This is a genomic window from Pseudomonas sp. p21, assembly GCF_001642705.1.
Classification (GTDB): domain Bacteria; phylum Pseudomonadota; class Gammaproteobacteria; order Pseudomonadales; family Pseudomonadaceae; genus Aquipseudomonas.
On record NZ_LWBV01000002.1, the window covers coordinates 900,770 to 919,474 of the forward strand.

At 63.4% G+C, this 18,705-nt stretch carries 16 protein-coding genes; 7 read left to right on the forward strand and 9 right to left on the reverse strand.

The window, feature by feature from the left end; genetic code table 11:
* The first annotated feature begins 71 nt into the window (after window positions 1-71).
* The gene (locus A4C63_RS09080; protein WP_063912376.1) at window positions 72-1,676 is read left to right on the forward strand and encodes an EAL domain-containing protein; all 1,605 of its coding nucleotides are present in this window, start codon (window positions 72-74) and stop codon (window positions 1,674-1,676) included.
* A 39-nt stretch (window positions 1,677-1,715) separates the two neighbouring features.
* On the opposite strand, the gene A4C63_RS09085 is transcribed toward A4C63_RS09080, so the two are convergent.
* A complete protein-coding gene (locus A4C63_RS09085; RefSeq protein ID WP_063912377.1) occupies window positions 1,716-3,497 on the reverse strand; it encodes a KinB sensor domain-containing domain in 1,782 nt (593 codons plus the stop codon).
* Window positions 3,494-4,840, reverse strand: a complete 1,347-nt coding sequence (algB, locus tag A4C63_RS09090) for a sigma-54-dependent response regulator transcription factor AlgB (RefSeq protein WP_063912378.1) — start codon at window positions 4,838-4,840, stop codon at window positions 3,494-3,496. The genes A4C63_RS09085 and algB overlap by 4 nt, the downstream gene beginning before the upstream one ends.
* 212 nt (window positions 4,841-5,052) lie before the next feature.
* Between algB and A4C63_RS09095 the strand changes: the two genes are divergently transcribed.
* From A4C63_RS09095 to A4C63_RS09115, 6 genes are all read left to right on the forward strand, one after another.
* Window positions 5,053-5,874 carry a BON domain-containing protein gene (locus A4C63_RS09095; protein ID WP_063912379.1) on the forward strand — a complete coding sequence of 274 codons (822 nt, stop codon included), beginning with the start codon at window positions 5,053-5,055 and terminating at the stop codon, window positions 5,872-5,874.
* Between the two features lie 174 nt (window positions 5,875-6,048).
* Complete coding sequence (locus A4C63_RS09100) at window positions 6,049-6,339, forward strand: hypothetical protein (protein ID WP_063912380.1); 291 nt, start codon at window positions 6,049-6,051, stop codon at window positions 6,337-6,339.
* A 38-nt stretch (window positions 6,340-6,377) separates the two neighbouring features.
* Entirely contained in the window at window positions 6,378-6,539 is a 162-nt protein-coding gene (locus tag A4C63_RS25095; RefSeq protein ID WP_003252966.1) for a DUF1328 domain-containing protein, read from the forward strand.
* A 2-nt stretch (window positions 6,540-6,541) separates the two neighbouring features.
* Window positions 6,542-7,012 carry an inhibitor of vertebrate lysozyme family protein gene (locus A4C63_RS09105; protein ID WP_063912381.1) on the forward strand — a complete coding sequence of 157 codons (471 nt, stop codon included), beginning with the start codon at window positions 6,542-6,544 and terminating at the stop codon, window positions 7,010-7,012.
* A gap of 746 nt (window positions 7,013-7,758) precedes the next feature.
* Complete coding sequence (gene gltP / locus A4C63_RS09110) at window positions 7,759-9,087, forward strand: glutamate/aspartate:proton symporter GltP (RefSeq protein ID WP_025337235.1); 1,329 nt, start codon at window positions 7,759-7,761, stop codon at window positions 9,085-9,087.
* A 269-nt stretch (window positions 9,088-9,356) separates the two neighbouring features.
* Entirely contained in the window at window positions 9,357-10,586 is a 1,230-nt protein-coding gene (locus tag A4C63_RS09115; RefSeq protein ID WP_063912382.1) for a nucleoside recognition domain-containing protein, read from the forward strand.
* A gap of 25 nt (window positions 10,587-10,611) precedes the next feature.
* On the opposite strand, the gene A4C63_RS09120 is transcribed toward A4C63_RS09115, so the two are convergent.
* The 7 genes from A4C63_RS09120 to A4C63_RS09150 all read right to left on the reverse strand — a co-directional run bounded on the left by A4C63_RS09120 (window position 10,612) and on the right by A4C63_RS09150 (window position 18,468).
* Entirely contained in the window at window positions 10,612-11,229 is a 618-nt protein-coding gene (locus tag A4C63_RS09120) for an ABC-type transport auxiliary lipoprotein family protein (protein WP_063912383.1), read from the reverse strand.
* Window positions 11,226-12,164, reverse strand: coding sequence for an MlaD family protein (locus A4C63_RS09125; protein WP_063912384.1), 939 nt, complete (start codon window positions 12,162-12,164; stop codon window positions 11,226-11,228). The genes A4C63_RS09120 and A4C63_RS09125 overlap by 4 nt, the downstream gene beginning before the upstream one ends.
* Window positions 12,165-12,167: 3 nt before the next feature.
* The gene (locus A4C63_RS09130; RefSeq protein ID WP_063912385.1) at window positions 12,168-12,959 is read right to left on the reverse strand and encodes an ABC transporter ATP-binding protein; all 792 of its coding nucleotides are present in this window, start codon (window positions 12,957-12,959) and stop codon (window positions 12,168-12,170) included.
* Window positions 12,956-14,089, reverse strand: a complete 1,134-nt coding sequence (locus tag A4C63_RS09135; protein WP_063912386.1) for an ABC transporter permease — start codon at window positions 14,087-14,089, stop codon at window positions 12,956-12,958. Before A4C63_RS09135 ends, A4C63_RS09130 begins: the two co-directional genes overlap by 4 nt.
* A 115-nt stretch (window positions 14,090-14,204) precedes the next feature.
* Window positions 14,205-15,227: a DUF5924 family protein gene (locus A4C63_RS09140; protein WP_063912387.1), complete on the reverse strand. Its 1,023-nt coding sequence runs from the start codon at window positions 15,225-15,227 to the stop codon at window positions 14,205-14,207.
* A 148-nt stretch (window positions 15,228-15,375) separates the two neighbouring features.
* A complete protein-coding gene (locus A4C63_RS09145) occupies window positions 15,376-16,779 on the reverse strand; it encodes a pitrilysin family protein (RefSeq protein ID WP_063912388.1) in 1,404 nt (467 codons plus the stop codon).
* Window positions 16,780-16,809: 30 nt separating this feature from the next.
* Window positions 16,810-18,468, reverse strand: a complete 1,659-nt coding sequence (locus tag A4C63_RS09150) for a Na/Pi cotransporter family protein (protein ID WP_063912389.1) — start codon at window positions 18,466-18,468, stop codon at window positions 16,810-16,812.
* Window positions 18,469-18,705 lie beyond the last annotated feature (237 nt).

The following is an 18,705-nucleotide window of genomic DNA, read 5'->3' on the forward strand; positions in this document are numbered from 1 at the left end:
ACGAAGCGCCAAACGGCGAAGGTGATTCCCGATTCAGTTGCTATACCTTAGTTATCAACTGGATGCCTTCGATGTCAGCCTTCATCGCCTTGCTGCGCCAAATTTTTTACCGTCCCTGGATGCTGGCCACATTGGCAGCACTGGCCAGCGCGGCACTGTTGCTCTCCGCCAGCATCGGCATTGCCCTGCAACAGATGAAGCAAAGCGAGAGTGCACAGATGAACGCCCAGGGCGAGCGCTTTCTCGAGCGGCTCGAACAGGTGTTCGGCCAGTTGCGCGAAGGGGTCGACCTGCTGCAGGCGCAGCCCTTGCGCGGCTGCAGCCCGGCGATGCTGACGGCATTGCAGCAGGTAGGCCTGAGTTCACGCTTCATTTATGAAGCCGCCTACGTGGATGGTGATGTTGTCTGCTCCAACCGCGGTGATGAGCGGGCGTTCGAACCCTTGCGGGTCCCCGACATCCAGGGGCCGACCTACAGTTACTGGCTGAACACCACGACCGAACCGAACGAGAACCTGGCCGCGCTGATGCTGGGGCGGGGCAAGTTCGTGGTCTCCACCTCCCGTGGGCACCTGACCGATGTGGTCGACCTGCCCCCGGGCGGCAGCCTGGTGGTGGTGCTGGACAACGGCACCAGGGCTATCCCCGTACTGGGCCCGCCGCAGGTATGGCCGCCGCCCTCGGCCTGGTCGACCAGCCACAAGTCACTGCTCGAACTCAGCGACCGCCTGATCTACCGTATGCCGACCAAGTCACCGGACTACCAGCTGGTGCTGATTGCCCCCCGGGCGAGCCTGCCGTTGAGGATGAACGGCATGCTCTGGCTTCTGTTCCCCGGCAGTGTACTGGCGGCCTGCTGCATCGGCTGGCTGGTGCTGCAACTGATCCTGCAGCGGCGGTCGATGAGCTCCGAATTGCAGAATGCCTTGCGCCGTGGCGAGCTGCAGGTGCTCTACCAGCCGATATTCGAACTCGACAGCCGGCGCTGTGTGGGTGCCGAGGCCCTGGTGCGCTGGCGCCGCCCGGATGGCACCCTGACCAGCCCGGACCTGTTCATCCCGTTGGCGGAAAACACCGGGCAGATTCGCCAGATCACTGACTTTGTCCTGCAGCGTGTGCTGGAACAGCTAGGGCAACTGCTGCGCTCGCACCCCAACCTGTACATTTCGGTGAACCTGGCGGCCTGCGATGTGATGGTGCCGCGCATTGGCCGGGTGGCGGCGCGCTTGCTGGCTTTGCATCGGGTGGCGGCCAGCCAGATTGCCTTCGAAGTGACCGAACGTGGCTTGATCGACGTGGTGGTGGCCCGCGACAACCTGCAGGCGCTGCGCGCGGTGGGGCATCAGGTGCTGATCGACGATTTTGGTACGGGTTATTGCAGCCTGGCCTACTTGCAGACCCTGCCGGTGGACTGCCTGAAGATCGACAAGGCCTTTATTGATGCCTTGGGGCATGACGCCGCCAGCAGCGGAGTTGCCCCGCATATCATCCGCATGGCTCATGACTTGCACCTGCGGGTAATTGCCGAAGGCATCGAGTGTGAAGACCAGGCGGTGCTGCTGAACAGCGAAGGGGTCAATTATGGCCAGGGCTGGCTGTTTGCCAGGCCATTGAATGCCCGGCAGTTTGCCGAACTGGTGACCCGCGGACGGCTGCCGCGGCGGGTTGAGCATTGAGTGATCCTGCACCGGCGATGAGGCGGGGACAGGCAACATTCAGACCGGCAACGCCATGTAGAACTGGGTCCCCTGCCCCGGCCGGGAAAATACGCCCATGCGCCCGCCATGCAGCTGCACGATCTCTTTGCACAACGCCAGGCCCAGCCCCGCACCGCCTTTCTTGCGCCCTACCTGCACGAAGGGCTCGAAGATGCGCCCCTGCTGCCCATAGGCAATGCCTTCGCCGTTGTCCTCGACACTGATGATCACCCGTTCCGCATGCCGTCGTGCATGCAGGCGGATACGTCCGCCGCTGGCGGTATGGCGGATGGCGTTATGCAACAGGTTGTCCAGCACCCGATCGAGCTGGGCGACGTCGGCCTGGATACGCGGTAGCGGCGGCTCCAGTTCCGTGATCAACTCGATCTGCTTGTGCGCCGCCGGGTCGGCAAAGCGCCGTTGTGCGCGATCCAACAGCTCGTCGATGGCGCTGGGGGCCAGGTCGAGCTTCTGCATCCCGCTCTGGTAGCGGCTGAAGTTGAGCAGGTCGTTGATCAACTGGGTCAGGCGCTGCATTTCCTCGCCGATGGTCTCCACCAGGTCATGCTCGCGCGCTTCGGGCGGGAACTTGAGCCGCTCGCGCAACAGGCCGAAGGCCATGTGCATGCCGGTCACCGGGGTACGCAGCTCGTGGGAAGCACGCAGCACGAACTCGCTGCGCACGCGTTCGAAGGCTCGCTGCTCGGTGACATCGTGCAGCACCATTACCGCTCCAAGGATTGGCCCTTGCGGGTGGCTGACCGGGGTCAGGCTGTAGGCGAGCAGGCGCGTTTCGTCATCGACCTCCATGCTCAGGTCGTCAGGCTGGCGGTCGAGGTTGCCGCCGCGCAGTACCTGGCGTAGCTGCTGTTCCAGCTCCGGGCGTTGCAGGGCTTCGGGCAGGCTGCTGCCCACACGGCTGTCGGTCCAGCCCAGCTGGCGTTGCGCCACCGGGTTGAGGTGCTCCAGGCGGCCCTGGCGGTCGATGATCAGCAGGCCATCGTCAATGCTGTCCAGTACGGCCTGCAAGCGTTGCTGGCCGGCCAGCAGTTCATCGACGTTGGTGGCCTGGTGCTTGCGCAAGGCATCGGCCATCAGGCCGAAGCGGCGGGTCAGCTGGTTCAGTTCGGTGGCCTGGGTGACCGGCAGGGTGATGTCGAAATTGCCCTTGCCGAGTTGGTCGGCTGCCTTGGCCAAGGCTTCGATCGGCTGGCCGAAGCGCCGGGCGATGTTGTGCGCGGTGATGAAGCCCAGTACCAGCACCACCAGACCCATCAGGCCAAGTACGCCGCTGACCAGCAGGGCGTGGTCGCGGGTGTGTTCCTCGCTGCGGGTGATGTGTTCCAGGGCCTGCTTGTGGGAATCGATCAGGTCGGTGCGCACCTGGTTGAACGCGGCGCCCAGTGGCTGCTCCACGCCCATGCTACGGGCCGGCGCCGGGCTGTCGCGGTAGGCCTGGAGGAAGGCCTGGTAATTGCTGCTGGCCTTGCTGAAGCCGGTGCGTTCGCCGCCTTGTTCCAGCCCTTGGTTGAGCAGGACCTGGAAGTTGTCCTGCAGCAACCGCAGGTTCTCCGGGGCGGTCTGGTCATCGAGGATCAGGGTCAACTGTTCGCCAAGGTTCTGGCGCAACTTCAGCCCTACTTCCAGGGCGTGGGTGGTATCGCGCACCAGTCGCTGTTGCACTGTGGCCATCTGCAGCACACTGACCAGGCCCAGCAGCAGCCCGAGCAGGGCCACGGTGATCAGCGCCGAAATGCTGAGGAAAAGCCGCGTGCGCAGCTTCATGGGCGGCCACCTCATAGGTTGTACTGCTTGCGTTTGCGGTACAGGGTGGAGGCATCGATCCCTAGGGTCTTGGCGGCCTGGTCCAGGGTGTCGCTGGCGGCCAGCACCGCGCCGATGTGGGCGCGCTCCAGCTCATCCAGGCTCAGCGCGGCGCCGACGCGCGGGGCGTTGCTCGCAGGCTGTTCGCCCATGCCCAGGTGGCTGATTTCCACACGTTCCTGCGGGCAGATGATGCTGGCCCGCTCCACCACGTTGCGCAATTCTCGAATGTTGCCGGGCCAGCGGTAGTTGAGCAGGGCCGTGCGGGCTTCGTCACTGAAGCCACGGGCAGGCCGGGCGTATTCCTTGACGAAGCGGGCGAGAAAGCGGTCGGCCAGGGTCAGGATGTCTTCACTGCGCTCGCGCAGGGGCGGCAGGTGCAAGGTGATGACGTTCAGGCGATACAGCAGGTCTTCGCGGAAGCGGCTTTCGCGCACCATCTCTTCGAGGTTGAGGTTGGTGGCGGCGAGGATACGCACATCGGCGCGGCGGGTGACCGGGTCGCCGACGCGCTCGTATTCCTTGTCCTGGATGAAGCGCAACAGTTTGGGCTGCAAGGTCAGTGGAAAATCGCCGATTTCGTCGAGGAACAGCGTGCCCCCATCAGCCTGGCTGACTCGCCCCAGGGTGCTTTCGCTGGCACCGGTGAAGGCGCCGCGGGTGTGGCCGAACAACTCGCTTTCCATCAGCTCGGCGTTCAGCGACGGGCAGTTGATGGTCACGCAGGCTTTGCGCGCGCGCTTGCTCCAGCCATGGATGGCCCGGGCCAGCTCACCTTTACCTGTGCCCGACTCACCCAGGATGAGGATGTTGGCGTCGGTGGTGGCGACCTGGCGGGCGGTTTCCAGCACCGCCATCATGGCCGGGCTGTGCGAGTCGAGGCCGTCTTTGGGTTTGCGAACCTCACCTTCCAGGGCCTCCAGGCGAGCGGAAAGCTGGCGCACTTCCAACTGCTTGGCGGTAGCCAGGCGCAGCTGGTCGGGGCTGCACGGCTTGACCAGGTAATCGGCGGCACCGGCCTGGATCGCGTCCACCGCCGTGTCGATCGCCGAGTGCGCGGTGACGATCACCACCCGCATCCAGGGGGCCTGGATACGCATCTGCGCCAGCACATCGAGGCCGTTGTCTTCGCCCAGGCGCAAATCCAGGAAGCACAGGTCGAAAACCTGGCGCTGCAGCAGGGTTTCGGCCTGGGCGGCGCTATTGGCCGTGGCCACGCTATAGCCCTCGTCCTCCAGGCAGTAGCGGAAGGTGCGCAGGATCGCGGACTCGTCATCCACCAGCAGAATGCGGCCTTGGTTGTCCGGGGCTGACTCCATGTGCTGCGCTCCTTAAGGATAGATCTTCATTTAGTGTGGGGAAAATCGGGCAAGTTGCATGGTCAATTGTGAATGAGTCTTTGCTTTGCATGCTAGCCAATGGCCAATCAACGCCTGGATGCCGCGATATCCCGATGATTTCCTTAGAGGTCCACGGTGGCACATTGGTTGCGAGGATTTTTAGCTTTTGCTCTACAAAAGGAGGCACTGCCATGTCCTTTTCCATTCGCACCGCCGTGTTGGCAGCCACCTTGCTGCCGGTGTTCACCCCGGCATTCGCCGGCCCGGTGCAGGACGCCCGCCTGGAGGGGGCACTGCAAACGGCCCTGTCGCTGAACCGCATGCTCGACCCATTTCGTATCGAGGTCGAGGTGGACGGCAAGCAGGCGCGGCTTTCCGGTGAGGTGGAGAACGAAGTCGAACGCCAGTTGGCCGAGCATGTGGCCTTGGCGACCCGTGGCATCGAGCAGGTGGACAACCAGCTGCGGGTCGATGCCCAGCTGGTGGAACGCCCGCTGGCGCTGCGTGCCTACGCCCAGCGCCTGGAGGATGCCACCCTGGCCGCGGTGATCCGTGCGCGGCTGCTATGGAGTCGCACCACCGAGAAGGCGCCTATAGATGTACAGAGCAGCGAAGGTGTGGTGACCCTGCGCGGCAAGGTCGACAGCGCCGAGGCCAAGGAGCTGGCCGGGGTGGTGGCGCGTACTACCGAGGGTGTGCACCTGGTCAACAACCTGGTCAGCCTCGATACAGCCGCCATGGCCAAGGCCCGGGAAGTCCCGGTGGGCGCGCCGACCGGGCCGCAACCGAGTGACAGCTGGATTATCGACAAGATCCAGAACAGCTACCGCTTCAGCCGCAACCTCGATGGCCCGAACCTGAAAGTGGCCAGCGAAGAGGGTTTGGTGCGGCTTTCGGGCGAGGTGGTCAGCAGCGAGCAGAAAACCATAGCCGTGGAGATCGCCCGGCAGATCATCGGCGTGCGCGGGGTGGATGCCGACCTGCTCAAGGTGGCGACCAAGGTCGAGGGCTGATCGTGCAAATCGCACGACGGCCCGGGCGGCATCGTGCAGGATACGTCCTTGCCGGGTTCGCGGTATTTTCATAACTATATGATTTAAAAGAATTTTATTGGAAGAAAAAGGCTGGCATGCAGGCTGCAGTTACCTGTTCAGGTTTGAACAAGAATTACAGCAGGAGGAGCCGGCATGAATCGCCAATCCGTCAACCGCTTGCATAACGCCGCACTGCCCCTGCGCCAGATGCTGTCACTCGGCCTGGCGCTGTTGCTGACCTTGGCCGCTGGCCTCTTCTATTACAGCTGGCAGACCGCGCGCCTGGCCGAGCAAGTGGCGGCGCAGACCGCCCTGTTGACGCAGATTCAGGCAACCCGTGCCAACACTCTGGTCAGGGCCGCCGACCCGCTGCCCTCCGGCCAGGCCACTGCCTCACCGGGCACCCTGGAAAATGTCGTACCCCAGGACCGCTGGGTGTTCTGACTCGCCGGACCGATTTCGATAAAGAAAGGAGAACCACCATGCTGAGCTGGGCTATCACTTTCCTCATCATCGCCATTGTCGCCGCCGTACTCGGCTTCGGTGGTATCGCGGGCGCTGCCACGGGTATCGCGAAGATTCTGTTCATTGTCTTCCTGGTACTGTTCGTAGCCTCTTTCTTCTTTGGACGTGGACGAGGTTGAAGATGAGCAGTAAGCGTTGGACAGCCCTGGCTGCCACCCTGCTACTGGGTGGCAGCGCGGTGGCGATGGCGGCCAATGACGGCCTGGTCCGGGTCGACCAGCTGCTCGGTTCGGACCCGGAGTACCGGGAAACCTGGCAGGACACGATCAAAGGCGAGGAACGCCTGCCCGATTGGGTGGTCAATCTGACCGGCAGTGCCCAGCAGCAGATGTCCGCCGTTACCGAAGACGGCGACAAGTACCTGGTCGGCCCCTTGTGCGAAGGCCAGGACAACTGCACCTACAAGCGCCTGATCGTGGCGTTCAGCTGGGACAAGGACGATGCCTACGGGATGCTCGTGGAGGTACCCGAAGGTTTGCCGAACGACAAGTCGCCAACCCGCCATGCGCAGTACCGCTGGCTGGGTGAGCCGGACGACGGCATGAAGGCGATGTTGCAGGAGCAGCTAAAGCGTGACCCGAACTGGTACTGAGGGTTTGCACCCGGTACGGATGAAAAGTCATGCGCTGTCACGTAATAGAAGCTGAAACTTTCTATATTTCAGGCTTCTATGATGCGCCGTCCCGAGGAGGGGCGGCACATGACCAAGGGGCCGGGCTGTTCTGATTGTTGCAGAATCGGAGTGGCCTAGGGGTACAGGGAGTGCCTCCAGCAATGGGCCGGGTCAGGAAAGGCGGAATCGGAAGTTTCAGGTCGGCGGTGTCATAGGGGCACTTGACCAGACCTGACTTCCGAGGAGCCATGTAGGAAACGTCTCTTCCCCTGCGCGATTTCCTCTCCGGGACACATTTTGTCTCGACCGTACATCCATTTTTTTTCGACCAACCCGGTGCTTGTACAAGCGGCATTTCAGCCATTCGGATTGTCGAACAGGCCATGTTCCTTGCCCTTTTCACTCTGCCAAATCTGCCTAAATATGGCGGTTTGGTCTTGTTCGGGATTCCGAACGTTGTAAATCAAGCACTTGCGAACCTTCTGGTTTGGTCAGAAATGTTATGCGTAATCGGCATGGGCTATGCGCTTCCGGCATTAGATTTCCCCCTTTGCCATCGCAATAGTTGCCGCCTTTTTCGCTGGCCCGAGCGCCCTGTCGCTCGCCTGCGGTGTCCTTACATGAAGTCGCCGGACGGAAGCATCTGCTGCTCGTGACCTAGCCAAAGGCTCTGTTACGCGCGTTTCCGTCGGGTGCCCATGACCACTAGAACAAAGGGTAAAGACATGAAGAAGGCAAAACTGAGCCTCGCCTGGCAGATCGTCATCGGTCTGGTCCTGGGTGTTGCAATCGGCGCTCTACTGAATCATTTCAGTGCAGAAAAGGCATGGTGGATCAGCAACGTCCTCCAGCCCGCTGGTGACATCTTCATTCGCCTGATCAAGATGATCGTCGTCCCGATCGTGATTTCGTCGTTGATCGTGGGTATCGCTGGGGTTGGCGATGCGAAGAAACTTGGCAGCATCGGCCTGAAGACCATCATCTACTTCGAAGTGGTTACCACCATCGCCATCGTCGTCGGCCTGGTGTTGGCCAACCTGTTCCACCCGGGCGCCGGCATCGACATGAGCACCCTGGGTACCGTGGACATCTCCAAGTACCAGGCCACCGCGGCCGAAGTGCAGCATGAGCACGCGTTCATCGAAACCCTGCTGAACCTGATCCCGTCGAACATCTTCGCAGCGCTGATGCGTGGTGAAATGCTGCCGATCATCTTCTTCTCGGTGATGTTCGGCCTGGGCCTGTCGAGCCTGCAGGCAGAGCTGCGCGACCCTCTGGTGCGTACCTTCCAGGCGGTTTCCGAGACCATGTTCAAGGTCACCCACATGATCATGAACTACGCTCCGATCGGCGTGTTCGCCCTGATCGCCGTGACCGTCGCCAACTTCGGTTTCAGCTCGCTGCTGCCGCTGGCCAAGCTGGTGCTGCTGGTGTACTTCGCCATTGCCTTCTTCGCCTTCATGGTGCTGGGCCTGGTTGCCCGCCTGTTCGGCTTCTCGGTGATCAAGATCATGCGCATCATGAAAGATGAGCTGATCCTTGCCTACTCCACCTCCAGCTCGGAGACCGTGCTGCCGCGCGTGATCGAGAAGATGGAGAAATACGGTGCACCGAAGTCGATCTGCTCGTTCGTGGTACCGACCGGCTACTCGTTCAACCTCGACGGCTCGACCCTGTACCAGAGCATTGCGGCCATCTTCATTGCCCAGCTGTACGGTATCGACCTGTCGTGGAGCCAGCAGCTGCTGCTGGTACTGACCCTGATGGTCACTTCCAAAGGTATCGCTGGCGTACCGGGTGTTTCCTTCGTGGTCCTGCTGGCCACCCTGGGCAGCGTGGGCATCCCGCTGGAAGGCCTGGCCTTCATCGCCGGTGTCGACCGCATCATGGACATGGCCCGTACCGCCTTGAACGTTGTGGGCAACGCCCTGGCAGCCCTGGTCATCGCCCGCTGGGAGGGTATGTACGACGCCGCCAAGGGCGAGAAGTACTACGCCTCGCTGATGGCCGGCAAGCAGGAAGCGGCCATGGTTGGCGAAGCTGCCAAGCGCTGAGCCTGACTGCTGCATGACCAAGAGCCCCGACCTGTCGGGGCTTTTTGTTGCCTGTGAGATTCCAGGCCGCTTGCGGACCCTTTTCTCGAGGCCTGCGTGATCCCTGTGGGAGCGGGCTTGCCCGCGAACACCGGCGAAGCCGGTGCCTCCACCGCGTTGCCTACTTCGCGGGCACGCCCGCTCCCACAGTGTCCTGTGTCAGGTCTGCGGTCTCCAGCCATGCGCCCCGATACGCTATCATTCGGGCATTTTTCAGGGGGAACACACGGATGCTCAACGGCCTTTGGCTTGGCTTTTTCCTGGTGGCAGCAGTGTCTGCCCTGGCCCAATGGCTGGTAGGCGGCAACGCCGGCATCTTCGCGGCGATGGTCGAGAGCATATTCGCCATGGCCAAGCTGTCGGTCGAGGTGATGGTGCTGCTGTTCGGCACGCTGACCCTGTGGCTGGGCTTTCTCAAGATCGCCGAGAAAGCTGGCATCGTCGAGTGGCTGGCCAAGGTGCTGGGCCCGCTGTTCGCCCGGCTGATGCCGGAGGTGCCACCTGGCCACCCGGCCCTGGGCCTGATCACCATGAACTTCGCCGCCAACGGCCTGGGCCTGGATAACGCCGCCACGCCGATCGGCCTGAAGGCCATGCGCGCGCTGCAGGAGCTGAACCCCAGCAGCACCACGGCGAGCAATGCGCAGATCCTGTTCCTGGTGCTCAACGCCTCGTCGCTGACCTTGCTGCCGGTGACCATCTTCATGTACCGGGCCCAGCAAGGTGCGGCGGACCCGACCATGGTGTTCCTGCCGATCCTGCTGGCCACCAGCGTTTCGACCCTGGTCGGCCTGCTGTCGGTGGCGGTGATGCAGCGGCTGCGCCTATGGGACCCGGTAGTGCTCGCCTACCTGATCCCGGGGGCCCTGTTGCTAGGTGGGTTCATGGCCTTCCTCGGCACCCTGTCGGCGGCCGCGCTGGCCAGCCTGTCGTCGATCCTGGGCAACCTCACGTTGTTTGGCGTGATCATCCTGTTCCTGGTGGTCGGTGCCTTGAAGCGGGTGAAGGTGTATGAAGCCTTTGTCGAGGGCGCGAAAGAAGGCTTCGACGTGGCCAAGGGCCTGTTGCCTTACCTGGTGGCGATGCTGGTGGCGGTGGGTGTGCTGCGGGCTTCAGGCGCCCTGGAACTGGCCCTGGACGGTATCCGCCATGCGGTGACCTGGCTCGGCCTGGACACCCGCTTCGTCGAGGGCCTGCCCACGGCGCTGGTCAAGCCGTTCTCCGGCAGCGCGGCGCGGGCGATGCTGATCGAGACCATGCAGACCCATGGCGTGGACAGCTTCCCGGCGCTGGTGGCAGCGACGATTCAGGGCAGTACCGAAACCACCTTCTACGTGCTGGCGGTGTACTTTGGTGCCGTGGGTATCCAGCGGGTGCGTCACGCGGTCGGGTGCGCATTGCTGGCGGAATTGTCCGGGGTGATCGCGGCGATCTTCGTCTGCTACTGGTTCTTCGCCTGACGCTCCCACAAAAAGCAGGCAGGGGTCAGTGAGCCGGAACGCTGGCTGCTTGCGCAATGGTCCAACTCACCACCTGCCCGGTCAGCTGGTCGCAGGCCTTGCCGAAGCCGGCAACCACCGCTGACACCTGCTTGTCGGCCAGCGGCTGGCGGATTTCGAAGCGTTTGCTGGCCAGAATACGCTGGTTGCGGCCCTGGACCAGGCGTGCGTCATAGCGGATCACCACCTCCACTGCCCCGCCCGCGTGGTATTCGGTCTGGAACGCCTGCAGCTCGCCAGCCAGCTCGTAGTCGGCTTGCAGGTTGCTGTCGTCAGCGCTCAGGCGTTGTACCTGGCCGTCACGCTGGAAACCGTCGAGCAGGCGGTTGCGCAGCAGCACCGGTACTGCGTCGCTCCAGCGCGCGCCCTTGTAGCTGCTGACCACATCGCCTTGGGGAATCACGGCAATCCGTGGTCCGGCCAGCACTTCGCTGGCCAGCGGCTTGTTCAGGCGCAATGACCAGTCCAGCGCCGGCACCGTGCGGCTGGGCTGGCTCACCGGCAGGCGGTACAGGTCGACGGGTTCGCTCTGCGGCAGGATCGAGCAGGCACTGGCCAGGCTCAGCGCGGCCGCCAGGGCCAGCAGGCGTAGCGACGGTTTCATGGCTGGAACTCCTTGTTGTTGTCGCGGCCGAGCAGGTAACCGCCAGGGTCGGCCTCCAGTTGCCGGGAAATGCCTTTGAGTGCGTTGAGGGTTTCGCGCAATTCGCGAATTGCTGGGGTCAACTGGTTCAGGCCCTGGGCGCCGTCGCCGATGGCTTCGCGATTGTCCTCGAGCAGGCGGTTGATGGTGGCGGTGCTCTCTGCCAGCGACTGCATGGCCTGCTCGGCGCTGCCGATCGCCTGCTTGCCTTCGCTGCCCAGCAGGCTGTTGGCGTTGCGCATCAGTGCCTGGGTTTCGGCCAGGGTGGCGCTGGCCTGCTTGCCCACCAGCCCCAGTTGCTCGATGGCCTGGGCGATGCTGCCGTGCTGGCCGGCGAAGGCGCCGGTGGTCTTGTCGAGGTTGGCCAGGGTGTTGCTGAGGTGGCCGATGTTGTCTTCGGAGAACATCTGGTTGGCGTTGTGCAGCAGCAGGTTGATGTTGGTCACCAGGTCGCTGCTGTCATTGAGCAGGCGCGAGATTGGCGAAGGCGATGCGATGATCACCGGCAGTTTGCCGTCCTTGCCTTTCAGCTCTGGGCTTTGCGGGGTACCGCCGCTGAGCTGGATGAACGAGTTGCCGGTCACGCCGGCCAGGGTCAGCTTGGCCTGGGTGTCTTCCTTTACCGGAGTGTCGGCACTCAGGCGCACCCGTGCCAGTACCCGGCGCGGGTCCTTCGGGTCCAGGCGCAGGGTGGACACGTCGCCCACCTTGATGCCGTTGTACTGCACCGGGCTGCCGCGGGACAGGCCGGAGACCGCTTCGTTGAACACCACTTCGTAGTCCTTGAAGGCATCGTCGACACTGGACTTGGCCAGCCACAGGCCGAACAGCATGGCACCGGCCACCACCAGGACGGTGACCAGGCCGATAAGAACGTGATGGGCTCGGGTTTCCATTGCTCAGCGCTCCTGCCCGGCACGGGTAGCGGCCTGCTCGGCTGCGCGCCCGCGTGGGCCATGAGAGTATTCTTGAATCCAGGCGTCGTTGGTCTGCTCGACTTCGGCCAGCGGGCCGGCCACTAGGACCTTCTTCTGCGACAGCACGGCGATGCGGTCGGTGATGGTGTACAGGGTGTCGAGGTCGTGGGTGATGAGGAACACCGACAGGCCCAGGGCGTCACGCAGGGTCAGGATCAACTGGTCGAAGGCGGCGGCACCGATCGGGTCCAGGCCGGCGGTGGGTTCGTCGAGGAACAGGATGTCAGGGTCCAGTGCCAGTGCCCGGGCCAGCGCGGCGCGCTTGATCATGCCCCCGGACAGCGAGGCCGGGTATTTGTCGGCGGCCGAGATCGGCAGCCCGGCCAGGGCCAGTTTCACCCCGGCCAGGTGCTCGGCATCGGCGCGGGACAGCCCGGCGTGCTCGATCAGCGGCAATGCCACGTTTTCGGTGACAGTCAGTGAAGAGAACAGCGCGCCCTTCTGAAACAGCACGCCGAAGCGCCGCTCGACCAGTGAGCGCTGCTCTTCGCGCAGGCCGGACAGGTCCTGGCCGAACACCTTGATCCGCCCTTCGTTGGGCCGCCGCAGGCCGATGATGCTGCGTAACAGCACCGACTTGCCGCTGCCCGAGCCGCCGACCACGGCGAGGATCTCGCCGCGGTACAGGTCGAGGTCGAGGTTTTCGTGCACGCTCTGGCGGCCGAAGCGGTTGCAGATGCCGCGGGCTTCGATCACGCGTTCCTGGCTACTCACCAGCCCATCTCCATGAAGAACAGGGCGGCCACCGCATCCAGCACGATGACCACGAATATCGATTGCACCACCGCCGAGGTGGTGTGCGCCCCCACCGATTCGGCGCTGCCGCTGACCTTGAAGCCTTCCAGGCAGCCGATGGCGGCGATCAGGAAGGCGAAGAACGGTGCCTTGGCCAGGCCGACCAGGAAGTGCTGCACGCCGATGTCGCTTTGCAGCAGCGACAGGAACATGGCTGGCGAGATGTCCAGTGTCAGCGCGCACACCACCGCGCCGCCGACGATGCCGCAGATCATCGCGATGAAGGTCAGCAAGGGTAGCGAAATCAACAGCGCCAATACTCGTGGCACCACTAGCAGCTCCATGGGGTTCAGGCCCAAGGTGCGGATGGCGTCGATTTCCTCGTTGGCCTTCATCGAGCCGATCTGCGCGGTGAAGGCGCTGGCGGTGCGGCCGGCCATGAGGATGGCGGTCAGCAGCACGGCGAACTCGCGCAGAAACGAAAATGCCACCAGGTCGACGGTGAAGATGGTCGCGCCGAAATCGGCCAGCACCGTGGCACCGAGGAAGGCCACCACCGCGCCCACCAAGAAGGTCAGCAGGGCGACGATGGGCGCGGCGTCCAGGCCGGTCTGTTCGATGTGCGCCACGACCGGGGTGAAGCGCCAGCGATGCGGTTGCAGGGCGCGACGCAGAAGGGTTTCGAGGATCAGGCCAACGAAGCCGAGCACCTGCAAGGTGTCTTGCCACAAGGTGCCGACGGCGCAGCCGATGCGCTCCAGCAGCAACAGCAGCACGTTACGCTCGGGTTCCTTGACCGGGATGCAGTAGTCCTGCACCGAGCAGTAGACGTTCTTGAGCAGTGCGCGGCTGGCGTCAGGCAGGTCGTGGGTGCAGCGCGACAGGCGCTCGGAGCCGAGCAGTTCGGCCAGCAGCGAGGCACCGGCGGTGTCCAGGCGGCCCAGTTGGCTGAGGTCGGCGATGGTATCGGCAGCGTACTGCGCGCGCAGGCGCTCGCTCTCACGCTTGAGGCTGGCGTAGTGCGCCAGGGTCCAGTCACCGGTAATGCGCAGGCAGGCTGGTTGGCTACTGGTGTCCAGGGTGGCGCTGGGGGTGGTCATCGGCTCCATGCTACTGACTCGGCGCTAAGGCTTAGGGGCTGATCATAGCGCAGCGGGCATGGGCTGTTTGGTGATTATGTGCTGTCTGTTGAGGCCAGAGGGGCTGCTAAGCAGCCCCTTTCAATCATTGCGCCTGCGCGTCATCGACCACCTTGAAGCGCAACACGCCGATGACCTGCCCATCCTCGGTCAGTACCCTCACCTGCCACTTGCCCACCGGGTTTGGCGGGAAGTTCTGCTTGTGGGTCCAGGCCCGGTAGCCTTCCTTGCGCCCGCCGTGGATGTCCAGGGCAATGCGGTCGACCTCCTGGCCGTCCTTTTGCCACACGTGGTAGATCCGTTCGTTCAGGCCGCGTGGCGCGTTGATTGCGGTGTAGGCGTACAGGCCACTGCTACGGATGCGGCTGGCGGCAATTTCGTCCAGCGAATCGCCCGGCTGGCGGTTCAGCACCTCGGTGCTGACCGCCACCTCGGTCATCCACAAGGTCGCCGGTGGTACCCAGGAGCGCAGCAGCCAGCCACCGCCGCCGACCGCCAGGGTGACCAGCACCAGGGCTACGGCGCGGCGCCAGTTGTTGATCGGGAAGCTGCTGGCCAGGCTGGGGAACGACAGGACCATGGCCGCGATCAGGGCCAGCTTGAAGCTTTGCGCGGTGGTCAGGTGCAGGATGATCGGCAGCGCGGTCAGCAGGGCGGCGAACAGGGTCAGGGTATGCAACGCCAGGAACAACCAGCGCCGCGGTGCCAGCCACTTGTAGTACAGCGGGTCGATGATCGAAATCAGCCCGGCGGCACCGAGCAGGCCGGTAAACACCAGCTGGCCGCTGTTCCAGGTGGTGGTGATGAAGAAGAACGGCAGCACGAAGAACAGCGATTCCTGGTGGATCATCTGCGTTGCGTAGCGCAGCAGCGGCTGCGGGATTTCGCGGTTGAAGGTACGTGCGAACAGGCCGGTGAGGGTGTTTTCCAGCATCAGCCAGAGCCAGCTGACGAGCATGAGCACGGCTATCCAGCTGGCCAGGCCAGCCTGGCGGTCGACCAGGATGAAGCTGCCGATGCCGGAGAGGAAACCGCAGAGCGCGATGATGCCGGGGTAGCGTTTGAGCAGTTCGATGATGCGCTGGACGATGTGGGGGATTTGGGGCATTGGGGGCTACAACAGAATGGGTGAGGTGGCTGTGCTGGCCTCTTCGCGGGCGCGCCCGCTCCCACAGGGTCCGGGTTGTCACTGAACTTTGTGGGAGCGGGCGTGCCCGCGAAGAGGCCGGTACTGGCAAAAGGATACCGTCGTTTCACTACTCGCGTGTAGCACCGCCCGGCTTTTCCGGACCATGCCGACGCCAGCGCAACAGCCCCGCTGCCAGGATCAGCCCCAACAGCACCGCAACCAGCCCGTAGAGCTCATCATAGCCAAGCAACGGTTTCTCGATACGCACATAGCCATCTTCCTTGAGCAGCTGCTTCAGCGCCGCGTTGGCCTGCGCCAGGCTGACTTGGCGCAGCTTGCGCACCGGGTTGGCAAAACGCCCGTCGCTATAGTCGTTCAGTGCACCCCAGTAGTAGTCGGCCAAGGCACTGTTGCCCTGGGTGCTCCAGCTTTCCTTGGCGACGCTGGCGTACTTGATACGCTCGAAGGTGTCCGGGTCGAGGCCTTCCTTGCGCAGGTGGTCGAACAACTTCTGCATCACCTCGACCGCCTGGTCGATGTCCTCGCGCTCCAGGTCGGCGTTGAGGCTGAGCAGGCCTGTGTCGCCAAAGCTTTCGCGTTTTGCCGAGGGGCCGTAGGACAGCCCGTTGCGCAGGCGCAGCTGGTCGTACAGCGCCCAGTCCAGGTAGTGCGACAGCAGGTCGAGGGTGGCCTGGTGGTCGTTGTCCAGCACCGGCTCGACGAACAGCCAGTGCAGCTTGACGCTGTCACCCAGCCAGCCGCGGGTCAGGTTGCGGCGCTGTTCAGCTTGCTGGCCGATGCTTTCCAGGGTGCGGCGTTCCTCCGGCTCGGTGGCGGGCAGTTCGCCAAAGGTGCGCTCCAGGTAGGCCGGCAGCAGGCGGTCGAGACCACCGACCACGATCAGGGTCATGTTGTTGGCCGCATACCAGCGGTCACGCAAGGTGGTCACCTGCTCCAGGGTCATGTCGTCGAGGTTGGAGCGCTCCGGGCACTTCAGGCCCAATTCTGTGGCCAGTTGGTCACTGGCGGGGTGGCCGATGTCCTGGCGGTCGAGCCAGCGCTGCAGGTGGCCATAGTGGCCGCCATCCTCGCGCTCGATGATGCGCTTGGCGGTGGCCAGGGCCTTGGCATCGATGCGGGTGTCGTGGATCACCGCCAGCAGCAGGTCGAGGATTTTGCGCTGGTTGCGCGCCGGGGCTTCGATGACGAAGGTGGTGTCGGCGCTGCTGGTGTAGGCGTTCCATTCACCACCCAGCGATTGCAGGCGCTCTTCCAGGCCACCCTCGCCGGTTTCGTCGATGCCGCTGAACAGCAGGTGTTCGAGCAGGTGCGGCAGCTCTTTCTGCTCGCAATTGAAGTCATCCAGGCCGACGCCGACCACCAGGCGAATCGCCACATGGTCCCGTTCATAGCCGTTTTTCAGGATGACCTGCAGGCCATTGGGCAACAGGTAACCTTCAACCCGCGAGCGGTCGAGGGCGAATGAGGGCAGGCTGCAGATCAGCAGGCAAACGAACATCAGGCAACGCATGGGCGAGCTTGGGTCCTCAGGTAGGCGAAATCACGGCAGACGGGCTTCGTCCGGCACGCTGTCGAGCATCAGCCCGCCCGTGTCCGAGCCGCCCAGTACCACATAGGCACTGCTACAGAACAAAGAGTTCAACCGTTTCATGTCGGCGATCAGCTCCAAGTGTAGCGAACTGGTCTCGATACTTTGCACTACCTTGCGCTGCAGGCGGCTGACATGGGCGTGGGCAAGGCGCCGTTCCTGGGCGCGAAAACGGCGTTTTTCCCGCAGCAGCAAGCGGGCGCTTTCCGGGTCGGCACTGAGGAACACCGACAAGCCCAGGCGCAGGTTGGCCAGCAACTGTTCCTGCAAGCCTGTCAGCTCCTCCAGGCCCACCTGGGAGAATTCCCGGCGTTGGCTGGTTTTCTGCTGCTGGACCTTGCGTAGCATGCGCTCGATCAGGTCGCAGGCCAGCTTGAGGTTGATTGCCAGCTCGATGATTTCTGCCCAGCGGCGGTTGTCCTGTTCGCTGAGGTCTTCACGCGACATCTGCGCCAGGTACAGCTTGATCGCGCTGTACAAGGCTTCGGCGTCCTCGCCCAGGGCACGGACCTGCTGCGGCAAAGCGGTCTGGGTACCACGCAGGGCTCCGAGCATGGCCTCGAGCAGGCTGTCGACGATATCGCCCAGGCGCAGGGTTTCGCGGGATGCGTTGGCCAGGGCCAGGCTGGGTGTTTCCAGCGCCGAGGTGTCGAGGTGGCGCGGGCGTATCTGGCCGTTGCCGTTTTCCCGTTCGGGCAGCAGGGCGTTGCACAGCCGGCCCATGGGTTTGACCGTGGGCAGCATGATCAGACAACGCAGCGTGTTGTAGAGCAGGTGGAAGCCGATGACCAGCTCCTGCGGGCTGAAACTCAGTGAGTCCATCCAGCTCACCAGCGGGTGCAGCACGGGGATGATCAGCAGCAGGCCGATCAGCTTGTACAGCAGGCTGCCCAGGGCCACCCGGCGCCCGGCGGCGTTTTGCATGCTGGTGCTGATGAAGGCCAGCAGCCCGCTACCGATGTTGGCGCCGACCACCAGGCCGATGGCCACCGGCAGGCTGATCACTTCGGCACCGGCCAGCGTCGCGGTGAGCAGCACGGCGGCCAGGCTGGAATAGGAAATCATGGCAAACAGCGCGCCGACCAAGGCGTCGAGCATGATGTCGCCGGTCAGCGAGGCGAACAGTACTTTCACGCCCTGGGCGTGGGTTATCGGCGTAGCTGCCTGCACGATCAGCTCCAATGCCAGGATGATCAGGCCAAGCCCGATGCCTACCCTGCCCAGCTGGCCGGCCCGCGTCTGCTTGCGCGAGAGGAAGAAGATCACACCCAGGAAGATCAGCAGTGGCGACAGCCAGGAAAGGTCCAGGGTCAGCACCCGGGCCATCAGCGCAGTACCCACATCGGCGCCGAGCATGATTGCCAATGCCGGGGTCATGGCCATCAGGCCCTGGCCGACGAACGAGGTGACCAGCATGGCGGTGGCGTTGCTGCTTTGCACCATGGCCGTGACCAGAATACCGGCGACGAACGCCAGCGGGCGTTTGTTCATGTTCTGGTTGATGATGCGCCGCAGGCTCGAGCCGAATACCCGGAGGATGCCGGTACGCACGATATGGGTGCCCCAGACCAGAAGCGTAACGGCCGAGAGCAGGTTGAGCAGGGTCAGCATGGCGACGGCCCCCTGTTGCATTGGCCCAGCGGACCAAGAGACGAAGCGTGAGCGTTTGAATAATTTTCAGTGCTCACTCAAAGCTTTAGTTGTTTTGCGTAGCTGTCGCCAGCTTCGCATGGCTGTCTGTGATTTGAAACACATGGGAAATGAATGATTGCCTGTGCCCGCGAAGAGGCCAGTACAGCAAACGGCAGAATTCAGTAATCCGGGCATGAAAAAGGGCCCCGAAGGGCC